Raw genomic sequence first — 14,000 nt, forward strand, 5'->3', positions numbered from 1 at the left:
AGGGGCGCCGAACTGTGAACGGAACGAAGGATCGGATGACACATGACCCGGGGCTGCCCGGTCATCGCCGCGCTGTCGGATGCCCGGATGACCAGAGGTGACGCCTTCCTTTTGTGAAAGGCTGAACGTGATGAAACGGAATGCGATCTTGAAGACATTGGGTGCTGTGGCCCTGGCTACGTCCGTGATGACCAGCGCCGCTGCCGCCCAGCAAAGCCGCAATTGCGGTCCCCGCGACATCGTGGTGACGCGGCTGGCCGAAGGGTACGGCGAAACCCGTCAATCCATGGGGCTCGGTGCCAACAACGCGGTGATCGAGGTGTTCGCCTCGGACGAAAGCGGAACTTGGACCATCACCGTGACCACGCCCAATGGCATGACCTGCCTTGTGGCCAGCGGTCAGGCGTTCGAGGAACTGGCCGAGGCGCTGCCCGCCAAGGGCAACGACGCCTGAACGGCGCCACATCATTGAACACGCATGGGGGGCGGGCCATATCGGTCCGCCCTTTTGCCGTTCAGGTCAGGCCATCCCAGATCAGCTTGGTTCCCGTCAGGATCAGCAGCACGTAGGTCAGGATGAAAAACGCGCGTTCCGGCACGAGATAATGCGCCCGCACCCCGATCCACGCGCCCAGCAGGGCAAAGGGCGCGAGCGCCAGATTGGCGATGAATGTCTGGGCGGTGAACATGCCGAGAAAGGCGTAAGGCACGAATTTGAACACGTTGATCGCGGTAAAGATCAGCACCGTGTTCGACTGGTATTCCGTCTTGGTCGGGTTCAGCGACAGCAAGTAGACCGCCGCGGGCGGCCCGCCCGCATGGCTGACAAAGCTGGTGAACCCCGCCACCGCACCTGTCGCCGCACCGACCCATGCGGGCAGCGCGCTCTGCGCCAGTTTGATCCAGCCGCGCCCGCGCCCCACCTGCCAGATCACAAAGGCGATCGAGATCACGCCGATCAGCACGCGAAACACATCCGCGTCCGTCCGCACATAAAGCAGCGCGCCCAGCGCAACCCCCGGCAACGCGCCCAGAATCATGCGCCGCGACACCGGCCAGTCCCATTTGCCCCAATAGGGTTTGAGCGCCGACACATCCATCAGCATCAACAGCGGCAGGATCACCCCCAGCGCCAGCCCCGGATCCAGCACCAGCGCCAGAATCGACGCCGACGCAAAGGACGCGCCCGATCCGAATCCGGCCTTTGAGATGCCCGCGAACACAACCGCCGGGGCGGCGATGGCAAAAAACCAGAAATCCAGCTCCAACATCGCGCGCGCCCTCAAAAACCCTGTTGCCCGTGCCTTTTAGCGGGGCAGTTGCAGGCCCGCCAGTGCCCGTTCGCGCCGTGCCGCAGCGCAGCACACTTGCGCCAAAGGCCACGGCAGGGTACCCACCGCGCCAAGTTAAACCCAAAGTGCGGAGAACCTCACCCATGGCCAGACCCAAGATTGCCCTGATCGGCGCCGGTCAGATCGGCGGCACCCTTGCCCACCTCGCAGCTCTCAAGGAGTTGGGCGATGTGGTCCTGTTCGACATTTCCGAAGGCGTGCCCGAAGGCAAAGCCCTCGACATCGCCGAATCCGGCCCTTCCGAAGGGTTCGACGCCAAGATGAGCGGCACCCAGTCCTATGAGGACATCGCGGGCGCGGACGTCTGCATCGTCACCGCCGGTGTGCCCCGCAAACCGGGGATGAGCCGCGACGACCTTCTGGGCATCAACCTCAAGGTCATGAAATCCGTGGGCGAAGGCATCCGCGATCACGCGCCCAATGCTTTTGTCATCTGCATCACCAACCCGCTCGACGCGATGGTCTGGGCCCTGCGCGAGTTTTCGGGCCTGCCCCACGAGAAAGTCTGCGGCATGGCCGGTGTTCTGGACAGCGCGCGCTTCCGCCACTTCCTCGCCGAGGAATTCGGCGTGTCGATGCGCGACGTGACAGCGTTTGTTCTGGGTGGCCACGGCGACACGATGGTGCCGCTGACACGCTATTCCACCGTGGCCGGCATCCCACTGCCCGATCTGGTGAAAATGGGCTGGACCAGCCAGGAAAAACTGGACGCCATTGTCCAGCGCACCCGTGACGGCGGTGCCGAAATCGTTGGCCTGCTGAAAACCGGGTCGGCCTTTTATGCGCCCGCGACATCCGCCATCGAAATGGCCGAAGCGTTCCTCAAGGACCAGAAACGCGTCCTGCCCTGTGCGGCTTATGTGGACGGCGCGCTGGGTCTCAAGGGGATGTATGTGGGCGTGCCCACGGTGATCGGTGCCGGTGGCGTCGAGAAGGTGATCGACATCCAGATGACCAAGGAAGAGCAGACCATGTTCGACAATTCCGTCAACGCGGTCAAAGGTCTGGTCGACGCCTGCAAAGGTATCGACGACAGCCTGGCATAAATCGCCACATAAACGCATTTTCTGGGCCGGTTGCCGTCGCATCCGGCCCTTTTTATGTTTAGATTATTCACATGCCTCAATCGCGCCCCATCGAACGCAAGCTGACAACCATCCTCGCCGCGGATGCCGCCAACTATTCCGGGCGCATGAACCGGGACGAGGAAGGCACCGTGCGCGCCCTGCGCGCGGCCCGCGACGTGATCGACACCGCCATCTCTGGCGCCCAGGGCCGGATCGCCAATACCTCCGGCGATGGGCTGATTGCCGAATTTCCCTCGGTCGTGGGGGCGGTGCGCTGTGCCATCGGCATCCAACAGACGCTGAACGGGCGCGCCGATCTGCTGCCCTTCCGGCTGGGCGTCCACCTTGATGACGTCATCATCGAGGGCAACGATCTGCTGGGTGACGGGGTCAACCTGGCCGCGCGGCTTCAGGAAATGGCCGAGATCGGCGGTGTTCTGGTCAGCCAGCAGGTGCGCGACCACGTGCGTGACAAGATCTCGGGCGCGGAACTGCGCCCGCTTGGCCCCGCCACGCCGAAACATCTTGATCAGGTGGGGCTTTATGCGATTGTGGCCGACGGCGTCGTGGCCCCCCGCCTGCCCGACAACCTTGGCCCCAAGGTCGACATCCCCGCACCGCCCGCCGCCCCTGCCGAGGTCCCGGCGCATGCCGTGGAGATGCGCCAGAACTACGTCAAGCTGCGCAAGAACATCTGGATCGGCATTGGCGGACTGGCGGTGTTCGACGTGGCCACCGGCGCGCCGTTTCTGGTCACATCCGTGCCCACGGTCGCGCTGGCGTGGATCCTGTGGTCCAAATGGTCCAAGCTGCGCGCGGTGGAAAAGGCCGCCCCCTAGCCGCTCCAGTCCACCAATTCCCGCAGCCACGGATTGCGCTGCAGGATATCCGCGTCAAACGCCTCGGGCGACAGGTCCAGATCCGGCACGCGCGGATCAAACGGGATCTCTTCGATCAGGCCAAAAGCGCCCAGCGCCTCGACCCGCTCAGGCGTCAGCGCGAACAGGGTCTGATGCGCCGTGCGGATCTGTTCGGCAGTGTCGCAACGCGCCAGCATCCAATCGATCTGTGCCGCGCGGTGCGGTTGCAGGATCGCGCGCTGCACGTCCGCCGGGGTCAGCCGATAGCGCAGGAATTTCATCGCCCAGTGCAGCGGCGTCAGCCCGTCGAAGTGTAAAAGCCGCGCGGTCGTGGACACGTGTTTGGGCGCGCGCCGCCACCCGTCCCCACGCCGAACCGTCGCGTTGTGCACCCCCAGCCGCAGGCCAGCGCCCACGCGCACGCCGCTTTTGCCCGCGCCATGGGAATACTGCCCCCGCTTCATGAAATCTGCAAAAGGCGCATAGGCGCGGTCCGCCTCCGCCTCCTCCAGCGTGCCGGTCGCACGGAACGCACCGGCAAAGATGTGGTCCGCAGGCGCGACCGGGAACAAACGCTCCAGCACCGGCAGGTTCACTTCCGTCTCCGGGTCGGTCATCGCGGCCAGTTCAGGACCAAGGGGCCGGTCCTGCCAGATGAATTCATCCGCATCGACGTGGAACAGCCACTCCGAACTTGTGCGGTTCTGGGCGACATTGGCATTCAGCGTCTGCCGCCGCATCTGCGACGCGGGCCGCCCCTTGTTGGGCCGCCGCTTGGCCCAATAGGCGGGCCCGCAGCGCTGGACCCGGCAGCCCGACAGGGCCTCGAGCGCATCCGCCGCCGGATCGTCCGGGTCATCGAGGAAAACGAAAACCTCTGCCGCGCCGGTCGCCAGATGCCAGCGCACATTGGTCTCCACAAGGGCGCGGGGTTCGCGCACGGTCATCACAACGCCCCATGTGGCGCTGTTACCGCTCGCATCCCTATCCCCTTGTGCTGTCACCATTTGATTCCTTTTTTCATTGGCCCGCGCCGCTCGATCCGCGTTTGTGATCACACTTTTTCAGGCAGTGATCACAAAAACCGTTTTTCTACCGCGAAAACCCCTACTGCGACATATTACCCGTTTACGCCGCGTTTAGTCATGGTCGTATAGGGCCAATCCAGATGCATCTATACGGGACCGATCTGTCATGAACATCCATGAATACCAAGCCAAAGCCCTTTTGCGCAGTTACGGGGCTCCGGTCTCGGACGGGCGCGTCGTTTTGCGGGCCGAGGACGCCAAGACTGCTGCGGGTGCATTGGACGGCCCCATGTGGGTGGTCAAGGCACAGATCCACGCCGGTGGACGCGGCAAGGGCAAGTTCAAGGAAGCGGACGCGGGCGACAAGGGCGGCGTACGCCTGACCAAGTCGGTCGAAGAAGCCGCCGAAGAAGCCAAGAAGATGCTGGGCCGCACGCTGGTCACGCACCAGACCGGCCCCGCAGGCAAGCAGGTCAACCGCATCTACATCGAGGACGGCTCCGGCATTGAAACCGAACTGTACCTCGCCCTGCTGGTCGATCGCCAGACCAGCCGCGTCAGCTTTGTTTGCTCGACCGAGGGCGGCATGGACATTGAGGAAGTCGCCGCCAGCACCCCCGAAAAGATCCTCAGCTTCAGCGTCGATCCCGCCACTGGCTATCAGGCCTACCACGGCCGCCGCATCGCGTTCTCGCTGGGTCTGGAAGGCAAGCAGGTCAAGCAGTGCGTCGGCCTGATGGGCCTGCTCTACAAGGCGTTCATCGAAAAAGACATGGAGATGCTGGAGATCAACCCGCTGATCGTGACCGATGGCGGTGATCTGAAGGTGCTGGATGCCAAGGTGTCGTTCGATGGAAACGCCATGTACCGCCACGCCGACATCAACGAGCTGCGCGACGAGACCGAGGAAGACCCCAAGGAACTCGCCGCCTCCAAGTACGACCTGAACTATATCGCGCTGGATGGCGAGATTGGCTGCATGGTCAACGGCGCGGGTCTGGCCATGGCGACCATGGACATCATCAAGCTCTATGGCGCCGAGCCTGCAAACTTCCTCGACGTGGGCGGTGGCGCGACCAAGGAAAAGGTGACCGAGGCGTTCAAGATCATTACCTCCGATCCCAACGTCAAAGGCATCCTCGTCAACATCTTTGGCGGCATCATGCGCTGTGACGTCATCGCCGAGGGCGTCGTCGCCGCGGTCAAGGAGGTCGGCCTGCAAGTGCCGCTGGTGGTCCGGCTCGAGGGCACGAACGTGCAGCAGGGCAAGGACATCATCAACAACTCCGACGTGGACGTGATCGCCGCCGACGACCTCAAGGACGGCGCGCAAAAGATCGTCAAAGCGGTCAAAGGCTGACCCCGTGCGCGCGGCTCTGGCATGGATGGCAGTTGTGGGCCTCGCGGCCTGCCAGACCGGGGTAACCGCGTCTGATACCGTGGCGGTGGAAACACGCGCCACGGTGCCTGTGTCCGCAACCGCCGGGCCGGGCGCCCGCATCGTGACACCCGCCTTCGCGTCCGAAGTGATCCGCACTGCCTGCGTCGCCACCCGGCCCGATTTCCGAGGAACCGAACGGGCGCTGGCGCAGATGGGCGGCTTTGTCCAGAACGCGCGGACCGGCACCTATTTCAGCCAGACCCATAACCTGTCCGTCAAACTGATCGAAAATCGCTGTTCGGTGGTGATGGGTGGACGTTTCAACGGCCCGGATATCCCCAAGATCGTCAATGGCACCGGCGCACCGCAGGTGGTGCGCGCCGGATTGCCACGGGCTGTGAACGGCAAGGTCTATCTCTCCTTCTCTGTGGCGAAAGGATAGGACATGCGAACCCGGTTTCTCCTCATCCTTCTCCCCTTCGCGCTGGCCGCTTGCGCCGATCCGGTGCTTGATGACGACCACACCGCCATGACGCTGCCGCCCATCGGGTTGGCCGCCACCGCCGTCTGGCTCGACGCGCGCGAGGCTCAGCGCACGACCCGCCGCCCCGCCGCCAGCATCCCGACCGAAGATCTGTGCGACATTGTCGATGACTGCCTGTCGCCGGTGCATGGGGTGGCGCAATGACCCGCCTGTTGCGCGCCACTCTACTGGCCATTCTGGCAGGCACGGGTGTGCAGGCGCACCCGGCCATCGACGCCTTTACCGCCTATTGTTTCAAGGCGGGCCAGACCGCTGCGCAGGCACAGGCCAACATGACCAATATCGCGGGTGATCCGCTGCCCTTTGTCCTCACCTTCTGGGACAAGACGCTGGAACCTGCCCCCGGCACCCCTGAATATGCCGAACGCAAGTGCGAAGTGGTTTTCGCGGGCAATCACGCCACAGCCGCCCTGAACGCCGTCCGCGCCAAAATGGCAACGCCCCCGGTTTTTGGCACCGTCATCCCCCTGCCCGAGACCCATGCGGCCACGCCCGGAACGGTCATGATCGAGGGTCGCGAATTGCTGCGCCAGCGCGTGGCTGTGGTCCATTTGGGCACCCGTGACGCCGGTGCGCGTACATTTATCTCTGTTGACCGGCTGCCTGCCGGCATGGGGCTGCGCAATGACTGACGTTGCGCTGTCCGTTGCCGAAAGGGGAACGCCATGATCATGGCCCCTTCGCTCAACCTGATCTTTGTGCACATCCCGAAAACTGCGGGCAGCAGCGTCAGTTTTGCGCTGGTGCCGCACCTGGATCTGGAACAGGACGCGTTTATCACAAATTCGATCCATGCCGTGGGCGATCCGGAAAAGTTCACGAATGCTGACGGCATATTTCTGTCCGAGCACGCGACGGTTGGTCGATGCAAACGAACACTCGGGCCCGACAAATATCGCGCCATGATCAGTGTGGCCTTTGTCAGAAACCCGTTTGCAAGAGCGTGGTCCTCGTTCTCATACTCGATGCTACAGGCCAGCAATCCGGGTCCAGATGCCATGGCCGAGACAGTTGCGACCTATCGGCGCTATTGTGGTGATGGATTTGATGCGGCATTGCGCAACATCGACGAAACGGCACAGCATATCCCCATGTTCAGACCACAAACCACGTGGCTTCCAAAGCCGCAGATGGTCACGATCCTTGGTCGGGTAGAAACCCTGCAAAAGGATCTCGACAGGGTGATGACACAACTGGATCTGCCGGTAACCAAGAGTCCGACAGAAAATACATCATCTGCGCCCGGTGCGTGGCGAGGTATGTCGGCCTATGCCGCGGATGCCATCCGCGACTATTACAAATCTGATTTCGATACCTTTGGCTACGACACCGAAACAGCCACGGCCTTCCCGGCGGGAGGGCAGTCATGAACATGACCGCGCCCTGTATGGCCAAACCCGGCACCGCCTGTGTCGAGGCGCGCGAACTGCTGCGCGGACGTGTGGCGGTGGTGCATATCGGCACCCGTGGCGACCAGACATACATCGGTGTGGGCCGCCTGCCGGTGAGGATGGGAGGGCTGGAATGACCGAATTGCGCCCGTGCCCCAGCTGCACCGCCCCGGACGCTACGCCCTGGCCCGACTATTCCCGCGACCCGTGGATCGTGGCCCGCTGCGGCACCTGCGACCTGACCTATCTGCGCAACCCCGTGGACTATGTCGCGCTCGAGGAAGATTTCGCCTGGGAAAAGACCTATGAGGAGAAAAAGGACACCTCCAAGGGCTCCACTTCCCTCAGCCCGGCCATCCGGTCGCTGCGCAAGTCGCTCAAGCTGACACACAAATCCAAACAGCACCGCATGAACGCCTGGTTCAATAATGGCCACGTGCTCGACATCGGCTGCGGCAACCTGATGAACGTGCCCGAACCGATGGTCCCCTACGGGATCGAGCTCAGCAAGGCGCTGCACGCCTATGCGGATGACTGGATGCGCGCGCGCGGAGGTTACTGCGTGCACGGCGCGGGTGCCGAGGCGATCTGGGATTTCGACGCGGACATGTTCGACGGCGTGGTCATGCACAGCTATCTCGAACACGAGGTCGACCTGATGGGCGTGCTGCGCGGCGTGTTCCGCGCGCTGAAACCCGGTGGCGCGGCCTATGTGCGCGTACCCAATTTCGGGTCGGTCAACCGCCGCGTCGTGGGCGCAAACTGGTGCGGTTTCCGCTATCCCGACCACGTCACCTATTTCACACTGCCCACCCTGCGCGACGCCGCAGGGCGCGCCGGTTTCACGGTGGAACTGGTCAACCGCGTGGGCCTGCCCATCGACGACAACATCAAGGCGCTGCTGCGCAAGCCGGTGGCCCAATGACACATCCCCATTCAAATACCCCCCAAGGAGACGCCCCAAATGGCCGTACTTATTGACGAAAACACCCGCGTGATCTGCCAAGGCCTGACCGGTTCGCAAGGCACGTTCCACACCGAACAGGCCATCGCCTACGGCACCAAGATGGTCGGCGGCGTGACACCGGGCAAGGGTGGCATGTCCCATCTGGACCTGCCCGTCTTCAACTCGGTCCACGAGGCGATGGATGTGACGGACGCCAATGCGAGCGTCATCTACGTGCCGCCCCCCTTTGCCGCTGACTCGATCCTCGAGGCGATTGATGCCGAGATGCCGCTGATTGTCTGCATCACCGAAGGCATCCCCGTGCTCGACATGATGAAGGTCCAGCGCGCGCTGGAAGGGTCCAAATCCCGCCTGATCGGCCCCAACTGCCCCGGCGTGATCACGCCGGACGCCTGCAAGATCGGCATCATGCCCGGCCACATTCACAAACGCGGCTCCTGCGGGGTAGTGTCCCGGTCGGGCACGCTGACCTATGAGGCGGTGAAACAGACAACCGATCTGGGCATCGGCCAGTCCTCTGCCGTGGGCATCGGCGGCGACCCGATCAAAGGGACCGAACATATCGACGTGCTCGAAATGTTCCTGGCGGATCCCGAGACGACAAGCATCATCATGATCGGTGAAATCGGCGGCAGCGCCGAAGAGGACGCCGCACAGTTCCTCGCGGATGAGAAAAAAGCAGGCCGCTGGAAGCCCACAGCAGGGTTCATCGCGGGCCGCACGGCCCCTCCGGGCCGCCGCATGGGCCACGCGGGCGCGATTGTCGCCGGTGGCAAAGGCGGCGCCGAGGACAAGATCGAAGCCATGCGCGCCGCTGGCATCGTGGTGGCCGACAGCCCCGCGACACTGGGTGAGGCGGTGATGGAGGCGATCAAGGGCTGATGCGGACGCGCAAAACACATGCACAAAAGGCACGCCCACGCCTCGAAGCGGGAGATTGACTATGACAATCCGGCGCTCTTTTGTGCATGCTTTTTCCAATTACGCTGTCTTTTCCGGCAGGTCGTCACGCGGCGATTTTTGGCCTTTTGCAGGGGTTTGCATTTTTTTTGCAGTGGTACCACTAACCGTTCTCGCGACAGTTATCCCCTTGTCCGCAATCGCAACGCGAAGGCTTCGCGATGCGGGTGTTTGGCCGTATTTTCCAGCGATCGCGCTTTTCGTACTAGTTCTCTATGTCAGCGCCTTGGCCGTCTTGGCGACAGGTTTTGTTGTTGGATCAGAAGCATTTGGAGCCGGCATGATTTTCTGGCTCGTATTTGTCGGACCCGTCGTAATGCTAGTCGGTGCAGCATTGACAGTTATTATTCTGCTACTGTGCGCACTTCCCACCAATCACAAAAAGCCCAGTGAGGTCCCCCAATGACCGACCAATCCCCCAACGACCAGTTCCATGCCTCGTCTTTCATGCAGGGGCACAATGCGGAATACCTCGAACAGATGTACGCCCGCTATGCCAACGACCCCACGGCGGTCGACGAAAGCTGGCAGGCGTTCTTCGGCGTGATCACGCCGGATGCCTGCAAGATCGGCATCATGCCCGGCCATATTCACAAGCGCGGCTCCTGCGGGGTTGTGTCCCGGTCGGGCACGCTGACCTATGAGGCGGTCAAGCAGACAACCGATCTGGGCATCGGCCAGTCCTCTGCCGTTGGCATCGGCGGCGACCCGATCAAAGGGACCGAACATATCGACGTGCTTGAGATGTTCCTTGCTGACCCCGAAACGACAAGCATCATCATGATCGGCGAGATTGGCGGCAGCGCCGAAGAGGACGCCGCACAGTTCCTCGCGGACGAGAAAAAGGCAGGCCGCTGGAAACCGACCGCAGGCTTCATCGCAGGCCGCACCGCCCCTCCGGGCCGCCGCATGGGCCACGCGGGCGCGATTGTCGCCGGTGGCAAAGGTGGTGCCGAGGACAAGATCGAAGCCATGCGCGCCGCAGGCATCGTGGTTGCCGACAGCCCCGCGACGCTGGGTGAGGCGGTGATGGAGGCGATCAAGGGCTAAGGCATGCTGAACGGTGCGCGCATAAGCTCTGAGGGCAGCGCCCGACCCTGGGTGGGTGCTGAAAGCGCCCTCCCGTGGGGAGGGTCGGGCGCTGCCCGGCGTTACCGCCGGGCGGAGGTGCAAATATGGCTGTAGGTATTGCAACACCTTTGCTCACCTGCCTGTTGGCAATTCTGCTGATAAGGCAGGTCAAATGGGCGCACGCACGGAACTTAGTCTCTTTGATCTATACGCCTACCACCCTCACGCTCCTGATCGCGCTTGTGCTGCCGATTTATTGGAACCTAACCCTTGGTCCGTTGACGGGCAGCTCGGACGATGGGCGTGGGATGGGCGGCGCATTTGCTTTGATTGTCGCCTTCCCACTGACCCTCGTACTCAACCTAGTGGTCTACTTTAAGTCCGCTTCTCAGAATGACACCGAAAGTGAGGTCCCCCAATGACCGACCAATCCCCCAACGACCAGTTCCATGCCTCGTCCTTCATGCAGGGGCACAATGCGGAATACCTCGAACAGATGTATGCCCGCTATGCCAACGACCCCACGGCGGTCGATGAAAGCTGGCAGGCGTTCTTCAAGGCGATGGGCGATGACGAGGTTTCCGTCAAACGCGAGGCCGCGGGGCCCAGTTGGGCGCGCGCCGACTGGCCGCCGATGCCGGGCGACGACCTGACCGCCGCCCTCACCGGCGAATGGGCGCCCGAGCCGGAGGTCAAAGGGGCCGGTGACAAGATCAAGGCCAAGGCCGCCGAAAAGGGTGTCGAGGTCTCCGATGACCAGATCAAGCGCGCCGTACTCGACAGCATCCGCGCGCTGATGATCATCCGCGCCTACCGCATCCGGGGTCACCTCGTGGCCGATCTGGACCCGCTGGGCATGCGCTCCACCGAACCGCACCCCGAGCTCGACCCGAAATCCTACGGCTTTACTGAGGCCGACATGGATCGCCCGATCTTTATCGACAACGTTCTGGGCCTCGAAGTCGCGTCGATGCGCGAGATCATCGAGATCGTCAAACGCACCTATTGCGGCACATTCGCGCTGCAGTACATGCACATCTCGGACCCCGAACAGGCCGGGTGGCTCAAGGAACGGATCGAAGGACTGGGCAAGGAAATCCAGTTCACCCGCGAGGGCCGCAAGGCGATCCTGAACAAGATGGTCGAGGCCGAGGGCTTCGAGAAATTCCTGCACGTCAAATACATGGGCACCAAACGCTTTGGCCTTGATGGCGGCGAAAGCCTGATTCCCGCGATGGAGCAGATCATCAAGCGCGGCGGCGCGCTGGGGGTCCGCGAGATCGTGATCGGCATGCCCCACCGGGGTCGTCTGTCCGTGCTCGCCAATGTGATGCAGAAACCCTACAAGGCGATCTTCAACGAATTCCAGGGCGGGTCGTTCAAACCCGAGGATGTCGACGGATCTGGCGATGTGAAATACCACCTCGGTGCCTCGTCCGACCGCGATTTCGACGGCAACTCCGTGCACCTGTCGCTGACCGCGAACCCCAGCCACCTCGAGGCGGTGAACCCCGTCGTGCTGGGCAAGGCGCGGGCCAAACAGGACCAGTTGGGCGATGACAGCCGCACGTCGGTGATGCCCATCCTGCTGCACGGCGACGCGGCCTTTGCCGGACAGGGTGTCGTGGCCGAGTGTTTCGCACTGTCAGGCCTGCGCGGCCACAAGGCGGGCGGGACCATGCATATCGTCGTGAACAACCAGATCGGGTTCACGACCGCGCCGCACTTCTCACGCTCCTCGCCCTATCCCACCGACAACGCGCTGGTGGTCGAAGCGCCGATCTTCCACGTGAATGGCGATGATCCGGAGGCTGTGGTGCACGCCGCCAAGGTCGCAACCGAATTCCGCCAGAAGTTCGGCAAGGACGTGGTCATCGACATCTTCTGCTACCGCCGGTTCGGGCATAACGAGGGCGACGAGCCCATGTTCACCAACCCGGTCATGTACAAGAAGATCAAGAAGCAAAAGACCACGCTGACCCTCTATACCGAACGTCTGGTCCGCGACGGACTGATCCCCGAAGGCGAGATCGAGGACATGAAAGCCGCGTTCCAGGCCCGCATGAATGACGAGTTCGAGGCCGGCAAGGACTACAAGCCGAACAAGGCCGACTGGCTGGACGGCAAGTGGTCGCATCTGGACAAGCACAAGGAAGACTACCAGCGCGGCAAGACGGCCATCGCGCCCGAAACTCTGGCCGATGTGGGCCGCGCGCTGTCCACCGCCCCCGACGGGTTCCCTGTGCACAAGACGGTGGGCCGGTTGCTCGACGCCAAGAAGGCCATGTTCGAGAGCGGCGAGGGCTTTGACTGGGCCACGGGCGAAGCGTTGGCCTTTGGCTCGCTGCTGACCGAAGGGTTCCCCGTCCGGCTCGCCGGTCAGGACAGCACGCGCGGCACGTTCAGCCAGCGGCACTCGGGCCTGATCAATCAGGACACCGAGGAACGGTACTATCCCCTGAACGCGATCCGCGCGGGCCAGGCGCAATACGAAGTCATCGACTCGATGCTGTCGGAATACGCGGTGCTGGGGTTCGAGTACGGCTATTCTCTGGCCGAACCCAACGCCCTGACCCTGTGGGAGGCGCAGTTCGGCGACTTTGCCAACGGCGCGCAGATCATGTTCGACCAGTTCATCAGCTCGGGCGAAAGCAAGTGGCTGCGCATGTCCGGCCTCGTGGTGCTGCTGCCCCACGGGTTCGAGGGCCAAGGCCCCGAACACTCCTCCGCCCGGCTGGAACGGTTCCTGCAAATGTGTGGTCAGGACAACTGGATCGTCGCCAACTGCACGACACCGGCCAACTATTTCCACATCCTGCGCCGCCAGATCCACCGCGACTTCCGCAAGCCGCTGATCCTGATGACGCCCAAGTCGCTCTTGCGTCATAAACTGGCCGTGTCCAAGGCCGAGGAGTTCACGACCGGATCCAGCTTCCACCGCGTGCTCTGGGATGACGCACAACTGGGCAATTCGGACACCACATTGGCCGCCGATGACAAGATCAAGCGTGTCGTGATGTGTTCGGGCAAGGTCTATTATGACCTGCTCGAGGAACGCGATGCCCGCGGGATCGACGACGTCTATCTGATGCGGATCGAACAGTTCTATCCGTTCCCGGCGATCAGTCTGGTCAAGGAACTGGAACGGTTCAAGGGGGCCGAAATGGTCTGGTGTCAGGAAGAGCCCAAGAACCAGGGCGGTTGGACCTTCATAGAGCCCAACATCGAATGGGTGCTGACCCGGATCAAGGCCAAGCACCAGCGCCCCGTTTACGTGGGCCGCGCCACATCGGCCTCGCCCGCCACGGGCCTCGCCAGCCAGCACAAAGCACAACAAGCCGCTCTCGTCGACGAAGCGCTGACCATCAAAGGATAAGAC

At 62.7% G+C, this 14,000-nt stretch carries 16 protein-coding genes and 2 pseudogenes; 16 read left to right on the top strand and 2 right to left on the bottom strand.

Features of this window, described 5'->3' with window-relative positions; genetic code table 11:
- The first annotated feature begins 130 nt into the window (after positions 1 to 130).
- On the top strand, positions 131 to 454 hold the full coding sequence (locus tag Q0949_RS17275) for a hypothetical protein (protein ID WP_299375168.1): 324 nt from the start codon (positions 131 to 133) through the stop codon (positions 452 to 454).
- A gap of 61 nt (positions 455 to 515) precedes the next feature.
- Here the strand turns inward: Q0949_RS17275 and Q0949_RS17280 are convergent, their stop codons facing one another.
- On the bottom strand, positions 516 to 1,271 hold the full coding sequence (locus Q0949_RS17280; protein ID WP_299375171.1) for a sulfite exporter TauE/SafE family protein: 756 nt from the start codon (positions 1,269 to 1,271) through the stop codon (positions 516 to 518).
- A gap of 164 nt (positions 1,272 to 1,435) precedes the next feature.
- On the opposite strand from Q0949_RS17280, the gene mdh reads away from it, so the two are divergent.
- Together mdh and Q0949_RS17290 are read left to right on the top strand one after the other, a co-directional pair.
- Positions 1,436 to 2,398, top strand: a complete 963-nt coding sequence (gene mdh / locus Q0949_RS17285; RefSeq protein WP_299375174.1) for a malate dehydrogenase — start codon at positions 1,436 to 1,438, stop codon at positions 2,396 to 2,398.
- A 71-nt stretch (positions 2,399 to 2,469) separates the two neighbouring features.
- A complete protein-coding gene (locus tag Q0949_RS17290) occupies positions 2,470 to 3,258 on the top strand; it encodes an adenylate/guanylate cyclase domain-containing protein (protein WP_299375177.1) in 789 nt (262 codons plus the stop codon).
- Here Q0949_RS17290 and Q0949_RS17295 read toward each other — a convergent pair.
- Complete coding sequence (locus tag Q0949_RS17295) at positions 3,255 to 4,226, bottom strand: glycosyltransferase family 2 protein (protein WP_299375180.1); 972 nt, start codon at positions 4,224 to 4,226, stop codon at positions 3,255 to 3,257. The genes Q0949_RS17290 and Q0949_RS17295 overlap by 4 nt on opposite strands.
- 247 nt (positions 4,227 to 4,473) lie before the next feature.
- Here Q0949_RS17295 and sucC point away from each other — a divergent pair, with 247 nt between their 5' ends.
- From sucC to Q0949_RS17360, 13 genes and pseudogenes are all read left to right on the top strand, one after another.
- Entirely contained in the window at positions 4,474 to 5,667 is a 1,194-nt protein-coding gene (gene sucC / locus Q0949_RS17300) for an ADP-forming succinate--CoA ligase subunit beta (protein WP_299375183.1), read from the top strand.
- Between the two features lie 4 nt (positions 5,668 to 5,671).
- Positions 5,672 to 6,130, top strand: a complete 459-nt coding sequence (locus Q0949_RS17305; protein WP_299375186.1) for a hypothetical protein — start codon at positions 5,672 to 5,674, stop codon at positions 6,128 to 6,130.
- A gap of 3 nt (positions 6,131 to 6,133) precedes the next feature.
- Positions 6,134 to 6,376: a hypothetical protein gene (locus tag Q0949_RS17310; RefSeq protein ID WP_299375189.1), complete on the top strand. Its 243-nt coding sequence runs from the start codon at positions 6,134 to 6,136 to the stop codon at positions 6,374 to 6,376.
- A complete protein-coding gene (locus Q0949_RS17315; protein WP_299375191.1) occupies positions 6,373 to 6,864 on the top strand; it encodes a hypothetical protein in 492 nt (163 codons plus the stop codon). The genes Q0949_RS17310 and Q0949_RS17315 overlap by 4 nt, the downstream gene beginning before the upstream one ends.
- Positions 6,865 to 6,897: 33 nt before the next feature.
- Entirely contained in the window at positions 6,898 to 7,602 is a 705-nt protein-coding gene (locus Q0949_RS17320) for a sulfotransferase family 2 domain-containing protein (RefSeq protein WP_299375194.1), read from the top strand.
- Entirely contained in the window at positions 7,599 to 7,760 is a 162-nt protein-coding gene (locus Q0949_RS17325; protein WP_299375197.1) for a hypothetical protein, read from the top strand. Before Q0949_RS17320 ends, Q0949_RS17325 begins: the two co-directional genes overlap by 4 nt.
- Positions 7,757 to 8,548, top strand: a complete 792-nt coding sequence (locus Q0949_RS17330; protein WP_299375200.1) for a class I SAM-dependent methyltransferase — start codon at positions 7,757 to 7,759, stop codon at positions 8,546 to 8,548. The genes Q0949_RS17325 and Q0949_RS17330 overlap by 4 nt, the downstream gene beginning before the upstream one ends.
- 39 nt (positions 8,549 to 8,587) lie before the next feature.
- Positions 8,588 to 9,472, top strand: coding sequence for a succinate--CoA ligase subunit alpha (gene sucD, locus Q0949_RS17335; RefSeq protein ID WP_299375203.1), 885 nt, complete (start codon positions 8,588 to 8,590; stop codon positions 9,470 to 9,472).
- 61 nt (positions 9,473 to 9,533) lie between these two features.
- Entirely contained in the window at positions 9,534 to 9,956 is a 423-nt protein-coding gene (locus tag Q0949_RS17340) for a hypothetical protein (protein WP_299375206.1), read from the top strand.
- Between the two features lie 41 nt (positions 9,957 to 9,997).
- Positions 9,998 to 10,078 (top strand): annotated as a pseudogene (locus Q0949_RS17345) (hypothetical protein); the annotation flags it as partial.
- Between the two features lie 12 nt (positions 10,079 to 10,090).
- A pseudogene (locus Q0949_RS17350) lies at positions 10,091 to 10,600 on the top strand (succinate--CoA ligase subunit alpha); the annotation flags it as partial.
- A gap of 125 nt (positions 10,601 to 10,725) precedes the next feature.
- Positions 10,726 to 11,043 carry a hypothetical protein gene (locus Q0949_RS17355; RefSeq protein ID WP_299375209.1) on the top strand — a complete coding sequence of 106 codons (318 nt, stop codon included), beginning with the start codon at positions 10,726 to 10,728 and terminating at the stop codon, positions 11,041 to 11,043.
- A complete protein-coding gene (locus Q0949_RS17360) occupies positions 11,040 to 13,997 on the top strand; it encodes a 2-oxoglutarate dehydrogenase E1 component (RefSeq protein WP_299375212.1) in 2,958 nt (985 codons plus the stop codon). Before Q0949_RS17355 ends, Q0949_RS17360 begins: the two co-directional genes overlap by 4 nt.
- The last annotated feature ends 3 nt before the right edge of the window (positions 13,998 to 14,000 follow it).

The sequence above is a fragment of the uncultured Tateyamaria sp. genome, assembly GCF_947487805.1.
Taxonomy (GTDB): domain Bacteria; phylum Pseudomonadota; class Alphaproteobacteria; order Rhodobacterales; family Rhodobacteraceae; genus Tateyamaria.

What these genes read in the sequence shown, in the direction of transcription:
- Q0949_RS17275 (WP_299375168.1), top strand. Translation starts at nt 131, where the DNA reads ATGAAACGGAATGCGATCTTGAAGACATTGGGTGCTGTGGCCCTGGCT.
- Q0949_RS17280 (WP_299375171.1), bottom strand. Translation starts at nt 1,271, where the DNA reads ATGTTGGAGCTGGATTTCTGGTTTTTTGCCATCGCCGCCCCGGCGGTT.
- mdh (WP_299375174.1), top strand. Translation starts at nt 1,436, where the DNA reads ATGGCCAGACCCAAGATTGCCCTGATCGGCGCCGGTCAGATCGGCGGC.
- Q0949_RS17290 (WP_299375177.1), top strand. Translation starts at nt 2,470, where the DNA reads ATGCCTCAATCGCGCCCCATCGAACGCAAGCTGACAACCATCCTCGCC.
- Q0949_RS17295 (WP_299375180.1), bottom strand. Translation starts at nt 4,226, where the DNA reads ATGACCGTGCGCGAACCCCGCGCCCTTGTGGAGACCAATGTGCGCTGG.
- sucC (WP_299375183.1), top strand. Translation starts at nt 4,474, where the DNA reads ATGAACATCCATGAATACCAAGCCAAAGCCCTTTTGCGCAGTTACGGG.
- Q0949_RS17310 (WP_299375189.1), top strand. Translation starts at nt 6,134, where the DNA reads ATGCGAACCCGGTTTCTCCTCATCCTTCTCCCCTTCGCGCTGGCCGCT.
- Q0949_RS17315 (WP_299375191.1), top strand. Translation starts at nt 6,373, where the DNA reads ATGACCCGCCTGTTGCGCGCCACTCTACTGGCCATTCTGGCAGGCACG.
- Q0949_RS17320 (WP_299375194.1), top strand. Translation starts at nt 6,898, where the DNA reads ATGATCATGGCCCCTTCGCTCAACCTGATCTTTGTGCACATCCCGAAA.
- Q0949_RS17325 (WP_299375197.1), top strand. Translation starts at nt 7,599, where the DNA reads ATGAACATGACCGCGCCCTGTATGGCCAAACCCGGCACCGCCTGTGTC.
- Q0949_RS17330 (WP_299375200.1), top strand. Translation starts at nt 7,757, where the DNA reads ATGACCGAATTGCGCCCGTGCCCCAGCTGCACCGCCCCGGACGCTACG.
- sucD (WP_299375203.1), top strand. Translation starts at nt 8,588, where the DNA reads ATGGCCGTACTTATTGACGAAAACACCCGCGTGATCTGCCAAGGCCTG.
- Q0949_RS17340 (WP_299375206.1), top strand. Translation starts at nt 9,534, where the DNA reads ATGACAATCCGGCGCTCTTTTGTGCATGCTTTTTCCAATTACGCTGTC.
- Q0949_RS17355 (WP_299375209.1), top strand. Translation starts at nt 10,726, where the DNA reads ATGGCTGTAGGTATTGCAACACCTTTGCTCACCTGCCTGTTGGCAATT.
- Q0949_RS17360 (WP_299375212.1), top strand. Translation starts at nt 11,040, where the DNA reads ATGACCGACCAATCCCCCAACGACCAGTTCCATGCCTCGTCCTTCATG.